The sequence below is a fragment of the Tissierella pigra genome (genome assembly GCF_009695605.1).
GTDB lineage: Bacteria > Bacillota > Clostridia > Tissierellales > Tissierellaceae > Tissierella > Tissierella pigra.
Genome location: NZ_VUNQ01000077.1, coordinates 1 through 9398, shown reverse-complemented (window position 1 = coordinate 9398; position 9398 = coordinate 1). Strand labels below are relative to the sequence as shown.

Here is a 9398-nt window from a genome sequence, read left to right as displayed (position 1 = left end):
TATTTAATCAAGGATCGCTATCGCTTTCCTCCTTGACAAAATAATTACTAGCAATTTAAGAAAACCACAGCATTATTCAGAGAAAATTTTTCAGAGGTCTGTGTCACATATGTTTGACTTCTCTAGACTAGTATTTTACATTTCTAGAAATTTATATTGACATATAATGATTATTTTGATATGATACAAAACAAGAGAGTGATAATGATTATCAATATCATGAATAATCATTTAATAAATAATAAATTATTTCAAAAAAAGGAAGGGATAAATATGAAGAAAGTATCTATAATATATTGGTCAGGTACAGGCAATACGGAGGAAATGGCTAATTTAATCTCCAATGGAGCTAAGGAAAATGGTTCTGAGGTAAAGTCAATTCCTGTTGGAAGTGCAAAGATAGAAGATGTAGTTGATGCGGATGTTTTACTTCTTGGTTCACCTTCAATGGGAAGTGAAGTAATTGAAGAAAGTGAGATGGAACCTTTTGTAGAATCTATAAAAGATAATGTAAAAGATAAGGTAGTTGGATTGTTTGGTTCCTATGATTGGGGCGATGGAGAGTGGATGCGAAACTGGGTTGAAAGAATGAATTCTTATGGTGCAAAGGTATTTGAAGAAGGCTGTATAGTCAACTTATCGCCAGAAGGAGAAGAAGCAGATAAATGTGTAGATTATGGTAGAAGAATTGTAGGATAGGTAGAAAAATGACTAGCAATTTATTATTGAGTTTTTTAAAAGAAATAGAATCATTAAATGAAGAAGATTATATAGAGAGCTTTATTGGCTATATGTTATCTCCAGTTATTACAGGTATTAAACCAGCTTCCACAATAACATTAAAAGATGGTAGAAAAAAGTTTTATAGTTTTTGGTGCCAAAATGGTAAGTACTTACTGTATAAATATAATTTAGAATATATTGTACTTCAAGAAACAAAAGAAAGTGTTGTTCTGCTGGTTTATGATATGAATAATCTTTGCGAACATTTAAAGATAGAAAAAAACCATAGATTGCTATGTGATTTTGGTTATAATACAGATTTTCAGTTACAGAAATGTTTAAACTGTTTAAAGAATAGAGTAAAAAGCGTAGAGGACTTTCCCCATGAAAGTGGTATATTTTTAGGTATACCATATGAGGATGTAATGGGATTTATCAATGGAGATGAGTGTTTATTTAAGGGGTACTGGAAGGTATATACAAATGACTACAGACACGAAGAAATATTTGATTTGTATGATAAATCCAGAGAGATTTATATGTTAAATGTTTTAAACAACAGAAAAAATAAAATAAAAGATTTATATGCTAGACATAGACAACAGTTGTATAGATATGTTGGCTAGAAATATTAATTTAAAAGAAAAAATCCTAAATAGGATTTTTTTCTTTTAAGTAATAAAGGGGGTATTCATATTTTAACATCAGAGATAATACGTGAATTTAAAATTTTTTCTAATATAAATAACACTTTGTCAGAAGAATTTGCTAGGGAGTTTAAATATAAAGATGCAAATAAAGAAATAAGTTTTGAAATTCCTGAACATATTGGGATTGGTAAATATAATAGGATTATTTTAAATAGAGATTTAGAGATTTATAGTAATAGTATAAAACCAAAGAAAAATATTGAGATGAGTGGTATAACAAAAGGAGAAATATTTCTATTGGCTATATGTACTGGAGAAAACATAGAATGGACTGAGTATAATAGCAACACAGAACTTCAGATGAATACAGGGGAAGGAATTCTATATCAAGTAAATGATATAAAAGAAGTTTGTAATTTTATACCCAATCATCATTATAAAGGAATTTCAATTATAATAAAACCTGATAAATTTAAAGAATTTATTTCATCTATTTCCTTTGATAAAAGTATTTTTAATAAAGATTATAAAAACTTTAAAATCAATAAATTTGTATTACCAGTGGAGAGCAAAATTGTTATAAAACAAATATTTAATTGTCCATATAATAATAATGTTAAAAACATATACTTAGAAGGAAAAATTATTGAACTTATTTCAATATGTCTAAATAATATTATAGATAAAGAAATAAATCATATGAATACCTTAAAGCTTTCAAAAACAGATTTGCAAAGTTTATATAGGGCAAAAGAAATATTAGATAATAGTATTTCCTCACCCATAACCCTTACTGAACTTTCTAGATTAGTTTGTTTGAATGAATTAAAATTAAAAACTGGTTTTAAACAGGTCTTTGGAAAACCAGTATATACTTATTTATTGGATAAAAGAATGGAGTTAGCACGTATATTTCTTGAAATTCATCATATTAGTGTTAACGAAGTTGCACAAATGGTTGGATACTCAAGTAGCAGTGGTTTTTCCAAGGCATTTAGTAAAAGATATGGATTTAGCCCCAGTGATTGCTTTTCTAGTATAAGATAAAAAATACTGATTGGCTAAAATAAAATACCTTTTGGACATAGCAAAAAGAAATAGTATTTAATATAATAGGTCTAATGATAATTATTATCATTAGACCTATTATATTGTTTAAAGGTTATTTGAAAGGAAGGGATATATTTGAAAGGACTAAAAAAAGCTTTTAGTTATGCAGAAGAATATAAAGGGAAAACTTATTTAGCTATTTTTCTTATTCTTTTAAGTGGAATAATGGGAGTAATCCCCTTTTTATTGACTTATGACATAATAATAAAATTTATTGAAAAAAGTAGTATAGGGATAAATTATTTATTGATTATGTCAGGAGGAATTATTTTATCCTTATTTTTAAAGGGATATCTTTATTTTCAAGGGTTAAATGCTTCACATGAAGCAGCTTTTGACACTTTAATGGGAATGAGGATTAAATTTGTAGAGAAAATGAGAAAAGCTCCATTAGGAGAAATAAATGCAAAAGGAGTAGGCAGTTATAAAAAGAATCTAATAGATGATATAGACTCTGTAGAAACTTTACTGGCTCATATGATACCAGAGGGTATCCCCTTTGTTATAGTTCCTATATTAATTTATACTATGATATTTGTTACAGATTGGAGATTGGGACTTCTTTCTTTAGGTTCAATTCCATTTGGATTTATTCCAATGATGTTTATGATGAAAAATGGAACTAAGAAAATGCCAATGTACTATAAATCGGCAGAAGATATGAATAATACAATAATTGAATATATAAATGGAATGGAAGTAATAAAGATATTTGGAAGAACTACAGATTCTTATAAAAGATATAAAGATTCTGTAGAAGGATATAGAGACTTTACTCTAGATTGGTTTAGAGAGTCTTGGACCTATATGGCAATGTATACTGCTGTACTTCCTTGTACTATTCTTTTATTATTGCCAGTTGAATTAAATGTGTATTTAAACGGAACATTGGAATTGAGTAAATTTATTTTCTCTTTAATGTTATCCATGAGTGCAGGAGTACCTTTAACTAGAATGTTAGATTTTGCACCTACAGTAATACAGCTTACTTATAAAATCGACCAATTAGAAAAGACCTTTGAAGGTGTACAATTAAAGGAAGGAAATGAATCCATAGCAATAAAAAAACATACTATAGAATTTAAAAATGTAACTTTTGCATATGAAGAGGAAGATGTAATAAAAGATGTAAGCTTTAAACTAAGGCAAAATACTTTAACAGCAATAGTTGGAGAATCAGGTAGTGGAAAATCTACATTAGCAAAACTTTTAGTACATTTTTGGGATATACAAAAAGGTGAAATAACCCTAGATGGAAAGAATATAAATAAGTTTTCTGTTACAGATTTAATGAATGAAATAAGTTATGTTTCTCAAGACAATTTTTTATTTAACACAAGTATTATGGAAAATATAAAAATAGGAAACCCTAAAGCAACAGAGGAGGAAATAAAAGAAGCTGCAAAACTTGCACAGTGTCACGATTTTATTGTGGAAATGGAAGAAGGATATAATACAATTGTTGGAGACTCTGGAGACAAATTATCTGGAGGTCAAAAACAAAGGATAACAATAGCTCGTGCAATTTTGAAAAACTCTCCTATTATTATAATGGATGAAGCAACAGCATTTACAGATCCAGAAAATGAAGATAAAATACAAGCCGCATTGAGCAAGCTCATAGTAGGTAAAACTGTTTTAGTAATAGCCCATAGACTTTCCACCATAGTAGATGCAGATAATATTATAGTAATGGATAATGGAGAACTAATAGCTCAAGGTACACATAAGGAACTTTTAGAAAAAAACCATAAATACAAAACTCTATGGGAGTCACATATGAAGTCTATGGACTGGGGTATACAGGTAGAGGAGGAAGAGTATGCTTAGTATAGTCAAAAGAATGATAAATTTTTCAGGGAAATATGGTGGTCGTTTAAAGTGGGCAATATTTCTAAGTATTTTAGAGTCATTTACTATAAATGTTCCAATTCTATGTATATTATATGGTTTGATAAAAATAAATAATAATGAATTAGTTAAAAAAGATATATTTGTTGTAGCCATAGGTATAGTTATTAGTGTTATTCTAAGAGCTTTATTTAGAAGATTAGTAGATGGATTGCAAAGCGGAACGGGATACAATATATTTGCTGATGAAAGAATGAAAATAGGAGATTATCTAAGGAATTTACCTATGGGATATTTTACAGAAGGAAATATAGGATATGTAAGTGCAGTTTTGTCTTCTGATATAAACTTCATAGAAGAACATGGAATGAATACTCTATCTAAAATAGTTTCTAGTTCAATAGGAGTAATCATAAGTTCAATTATGATTACTATACTGGATTATAGGATTGGCATAGTGGTAATTTTAACGACTATAATTTCTTTTATAATTTCAAATATACTATTGAAAGTTTCAAGTGAATCCTCTGTACAAAAACAAGAAGTTCAATCCAGGCTTATAAGTGCTGTAATAGAATATGTAAAAGGTATTCCTGTTATAAAAGCATTTAATTTGGAAGGGGAAAAATCAAAAGCTACACATAGAAGCTTTAAAGAAACTAGGGACATACTTATAAAATTTGAAAAGGTAGTAATAGCTCCATTTATTGCAATGGATACATTTATAGCCATAGGAACAGGAGTTGTAATCTTTCTATCCTCATATTTTGTTATAAATGAAACTATGGAACTTCCAACTGCATTTATGATAATGATCTTTATTTATCAGATATTTCTCCCATTTAGAATCATAGGAGGTCAGTTGCCCTTAGGAAGAATAATGATGGCAGGATTAGACCGATATGAGAGGCTGATGGAAGAAGAAGTCCTACAAGAAAACAATAAAAAGGTACAGTTTAAAAATTTTGATATAGAATTTCAAAATGTGTCTTTTGCATATGAAAAAGAGGAAGTTTTAAAGGATATAAGTTTTAAAGCAGAAGAAAAAAGTATGACAGCTTTAGTTGGAAGCTCAGGATGTGGGAAAACTACTGTTGTAAATTTAATAGCAAGATTTTGGGATATAGACAATGGGGCTATAAAAATTGGAGGAGTAGATATAAAGGAAATAGGAATGGAAAACCTATTAAAAAATATAAGTATGGTATTTCAAAGAGTATACCTATTTAACGACACTGTTTTAAATAATATAAAGTTTGCAAAACCAGAGGCAACTATGGAAGAAGTCATTGAAGTGTGTAAAAAGGCTAGATGTCATGATTTCATCATGGAATTAGAAAATGGCTACAATACTGTTGTAGGTGAAGCTGGCTCTACACTTTCAGGAGGAGAAAAACAGAGAATATCCATAGCTAGAGCTATGTTGAAAAATGCACCTATTATCTTATTAGATGAGGCTACTGCAAGTGTTGACCCTGATAATGAAAGGTATATACAAGAGGCTATAAATGAATTAGTAAAAAACAAAACTTTGATTGTAATAGCCCATAGACTTTCTACCATAAAAAATGCTGGAAAGATATTAGTAATAGATAAAGGACAAGTAATCGAAGAGGGAAAACATAGTGAACTAATAAATAAAAAAGGGAATTATTATGAATTTTGGCAAAGGCGTATGGAGTCAAGAAGCTGGAAGATAAGTAGTTAAGGTGATTAACTATATAGGGATATAAAATTATTGCCAAAACCATCTAATGGTTTTGGCAATATTAAATAAGTTTTTTTAGTTATGTTTACAATTACAATTCTTGACTAAATTATATAAGGTTTTTACTGGGACTCCAGTAGCACCTGTTGGTAGGTATCCAGTTCCTTTAGATATATATGATGTTCCAGCTATATCTAAATGAACCCAAGGAATATCATTTACAAATTCTTCTAGGAAAAGTCCAGCAGTTATAGTACCTGCTCCTCTACCACCTATATTCTTCAAATCTCCAAAAGTGCCTTTTATAAGTTCTCTATATTCATCATTTGATGGAAGTTGCCATACAGGCTCTCCAGCTTTTTTAGCAGCTTCTTCTACTTCAGACATAAATTCCTCATTATTAGTTATGGCACCAGTATTTACACTACCTAAAGCTATGATACAAGCACCAGTAAGAGTTGCTACATCTACTATTTTAGTAGCCTTTTCAACAGTTGCAGCATAATATAGTGCATCGGCTAAAGTTAATCTACCTTCAGCATCTGTATTTAATACTTCAATAGTCTTACCAGCCATAGAACCTATTATATCTCCAGTTTTATAAGCTTCACCAGAAATCAGGTTTTCACAAGCAGCAACAAGTGCTACTACATTTTTATTTAATTTAGATTTAGCAATGGATTTCATAGTTCCAATAACAGCACCAGAACCAGCCATATCAGTGTGCATAGTTACCATACTATCTGCTGGTTTAATACAGTATCCACCTGAATCATATGTTAAACCCTTTCCTACTAAAGCAAGTTTTTCTTCTGAATTTTTATCTCCGTTCCATTTCATAATAATAAACTGTGGCTCATTGGCAGAGCCTTTTGATACAGCTAAAAACGCTTCCATACCAAGTTCTTCTATTTTTTCTTGACCTAATACTTCTACTTCAACTCCAAGAGGAGATAATTCTTCCTTAGCCCTATTTGCCAATTCCTTAGGTGTCATAACTATTGCAGGTTCATTTACTAAGTCTCTTGTTAAGAATATGCCTTCTACTATATTATTGATTTCTTCTATTCCTTCTTCTACCTTGTCTTTCTTATCTTCTAAAACATCAAGATAGAATTCTTTAACTGTAAGTTTAGTTTTCTTTTCAGATAAGTATTTTTCAAAAGAATACTCTGATTGTAAAAGTCCTTCCGCTATACTCATATTGGTTTTTCTATAGCAAAGGTTTTCAAACTTAGGTACAGTTATAAATGCTGACTCCACTTTTAGTTTCATCAATTCTTTACCTAAATTGAAAAAAGCTTTCCTCAGAGAATCAAGACTAAGTTTTTCTTCTTCCCCTAAACCTAACAATACTATATTACTTCCTTTATGTGATATATCTGAATAAACTTCACCACAATTACCTTTCCATAAGTCTCTTTCTTTTAGATAGCTATATAATTCAGCTGCCTTACTTACATTATCTGCATTTTTAAATACTGGAACAATTTCCACTTCTCCACTTTTACCTATTAATATTTTCAAATATAACACCCCTTTTTTTATTATGATTTATGTTGATTATCTATATAATTAGTATATCAAAGAAAAACGGAATAAAGTAGGAAAATATAAAATATTAGATAAATAAGTATTTTTAAATTTGGATTGCATAGTTTAATGCCTTATGTTATCATATAATCCAATGGGTGAGTAACTCAGCTGGGAGAGTGTTTGCTCGACAAGCAAAAAGTCGTAGGTTCGAGTCCTATCTTGCCCACCATATAATAACAAAACACCTAGATAATATTTATAATATCTAGGTGTTTTTGAACTTTAGATATAGCATAGGGTATTGTATTTTTCAAAAAATAAATAGTCTAAATCACATAATTAAGGTATAATTATAATATTGGGGGTGTGGGTATGAGGCAAAGTAAATTTACTAAGGTTGTAATTTATTTACTAATAATATCATTTTTTATTGGAATAATTATACCTGTAATAACATCTTTAGTTATATAAATTGCCAGAAGCTAGTCTTCTGGCATTACTTGTTAAATCTTCAGTAACTATGAATGAATACCTTATTATAAGGGGTATAATCAAGATATATTTAATCAATGGAGGAAATCAAAATGGCAAAAGAAGTATTATTATCCTTTGGACTTACAACAATAGTAGGGCTAACTATGGCAGTAGGTAGTCTACTCTCTTTTCTTGTAAATAAAACCAATAAAAGATTTTTATCACTATCCCTAAGTTTTTCAGCAGGAATTATGATTTATGTATCCTTTATGTCAATTTTACCAGAAGGAATAGAGTTGATGGAAAATAATTTGGGAGAACATGGAAAATTTGTAGCCTTAGGTGGTTTCTTTGGAGGAATGTTAATAACTGCATTCATGGAAAAGGTAATTCACTTATTTGGAGGTCATAGCCATCATCATGACCACAGTCATCATCACGGATGTGAAGAACATCTATCTAAACTAGGGCTGATGTCAGCTGTAGCCATAGCCATACATAATCTTCCAGAAGGATTGGCACTATTTACAACTGGACTAAAAGACATATCTGTGGCAATTCCCATAGCTGTAGCCATAGTATTACACAATATACCTTTAGGTATAGCCATATCTGTGCCTGTATATTATTCAACAGGAAGTAAAGCTAAATCATTTCTATACTCGTTATTTGTAGGACTATGTCAGCCTTTAGGTGCTATTGCTGGATATTTGTTTTTATCTAAATTCTTTAGTGATACACTGTTTGGTATTCTATTTTCTATAATAGCAGGAATTATGATATTTGTATCTTTAGATGAATTGTTACCTTCTTCACAAAAATACGAGGATCACCATATTTCAGTATACGGTGCCATAGCAGGAATGTTGGTTATGGCAATAGCCATGAGTATATTCCATCATCACTAGATAAGTGGTATGAACATTCCTTGTCATAGACGGATATTTTGTTTTTTATAAAAATTGCCAGAAGAACTGTTCTTCTGGCAATTTTTATCTTTCGATTTAAATCAAGCTTCCAATCTTATTTAAACCCCTTTATTTTAAGTTCTTTTGAAAATATATATTGTTGCTATAATGTCTGTTATCATAAATCATTCTAATGTAAAGAGTAGTAAATAGATTATCTGTATAGATGAATATTTTGTATCTGTATTAAGATTAACTATAACAACAATGGGAATTATTAAATCTCATAATAATGCTTTAATCAATAATAAGAGTTTGATAGATTTAAAATTAGTTTGACAAAGAAAGACCAACTATAAGAAGTCAAGTAGTAAAATAAAATAAATATTTAAAATTTAGTTTTAAAATTAAACACAACAAATTAAACCAGTAAGTAAC

Annotated in this window: 7 protein-coding genes and 1 tRNA gene; 7 read left to right on the top strand and 1 reads right to left on the bottom strand. The window is 29.5% G+C overall.

Annotated features, from left to right (window positions below; genetic code table 11):
- Positions 1–273 precede the first annotated feature (273 nt).
- The 5 genes from FYJ83_RS18795 to FYJ83_RS18775 all read left to right on the top strand — a co-directional run bounded on the left by FYJ83_RS18795 (position 274) and on the right by FYJ83_RS18775 (position 6042).
- Positions 274–699: a flavodoxin gene (locus tag FYJ83_RS18795; RefSeq protein WP_154443025.1), complete on the top strand. Its 426-nt coding sequence runs from the start codon at positions 274–276 to the stop codon at positions 697–699.
- Between the two features lie 8 nt (positions 700–707).
- Positions 708–1349, top strand: a complete 642-nt coding sequence (locus FYJ83_RS18790; protein WP_154443024.1) for a DUF3793 family protein — start codon at positions 708–710, stop codon at positions 1347–1349.
- 126 nt (positions 1350–1475) lie between these two features.
- Entirely contained in the window at positions 1476–2420 is a 945-nt protein-coding gene (locus FYJ83_RS18785; RefSeq protein ID WP_154443023.1) for a helix-turn-helix transcriptional regulator, read from the top strand.
- A 138-nt stretch (positions 2421–2558) separates the two neighbouring features.
- Positions 2559–4313, top strand: a complete 1755-nt coding sequence (locus FYJ83_RS18780; protein WP_229768664.1) for an ABC transporter ATP-binding protein — start codon at positions 2559–2561, stop codon at positions 4311–4313.
- Positions 4306–6042 carry an ABC transporter ATP-binding protein gene (locus tag FYJ83_RS18775; RefSeq protein WP_154443022.1) on the top strand — a complete coding sequence of 579 codons (1737 nt, stop codon included), beginning with the start codon at positions 4306–4308 and terminating at the stop codon, positions 6040–6042. Before FYJ83_RS18780 ends, FYJ83_RS18775 begins: the two co-directional genes overlap by 8 nt.
- Positions 6043–6117: 75 nt before the next feature.
- Here the strand turns inward: FYJ83_RS18775 and FYJ83_RS18770 are convergent, their stop codons facing one another.
- Positions 6118–7569 (bottom strand): leucyl aminopeptidase, encoded by a 1452-nt coding sequence (locus FYJ83_RS18770; RefSeq protein ID WP_154443021.1) that lies wholly within the window; start codon positions 7567–7569, stop codon positions 6118–6120.
- A 162-nt stretch (positions 7570–7731) separates the two neighbouring features.
- Between FYJ83_RS18770 and FYJ83_RS18765 the strand changes: the two genes are divergently transcribed.
- Positions 7732–7807 (top strand) — tRNA-Val (locus tag FYJ83_RS18765).
- A 355-nt stretch (positions 7808–8162) separates the two neighbouring features.
- Entirely contained in the window at positions 8163–8960 is a 798-nt protein-coding gene (zupT, locus tag FYJ83_RS18760; RefSeq protein ID WP_154443020.1) for a zinc transporter ZupT, read from the top strand.
- The last annotated feature ends 438 nt before the right edge of the window (positions 8961–9398 follow it).

Bases quoted from the DNA above. Each gene is read 5' to 3' on its own strand.
- FYJ83_RS18795 (WP_154443025.1), top strand. From the start codon at position 274: ATGAAGAAAGTATCTATAATATATTGGTCAGGTACAGGCAATACGGAG.
- FYJ83_RS18790 (WP_154443024.1), top strand. From the start codon at position 708: ATGACTAGCAATTTATTATTGAGTTTTTTAAAAGAAATAGAATCATTA.
- FYJ83_RS18775 (WP_154443022.1), top strand. From the start codon at position 4,306: ATGCTTAGTATAGTCAAAAGAATGATAAATTTTTCAGGGAAATATGGT.
- zupT (WP_154443020.1), top strand. From the start codon at position 8,163: ATGGCAAAAGAAGTATTATTATCCTTTGGACTTACAACAATAGTAGGG.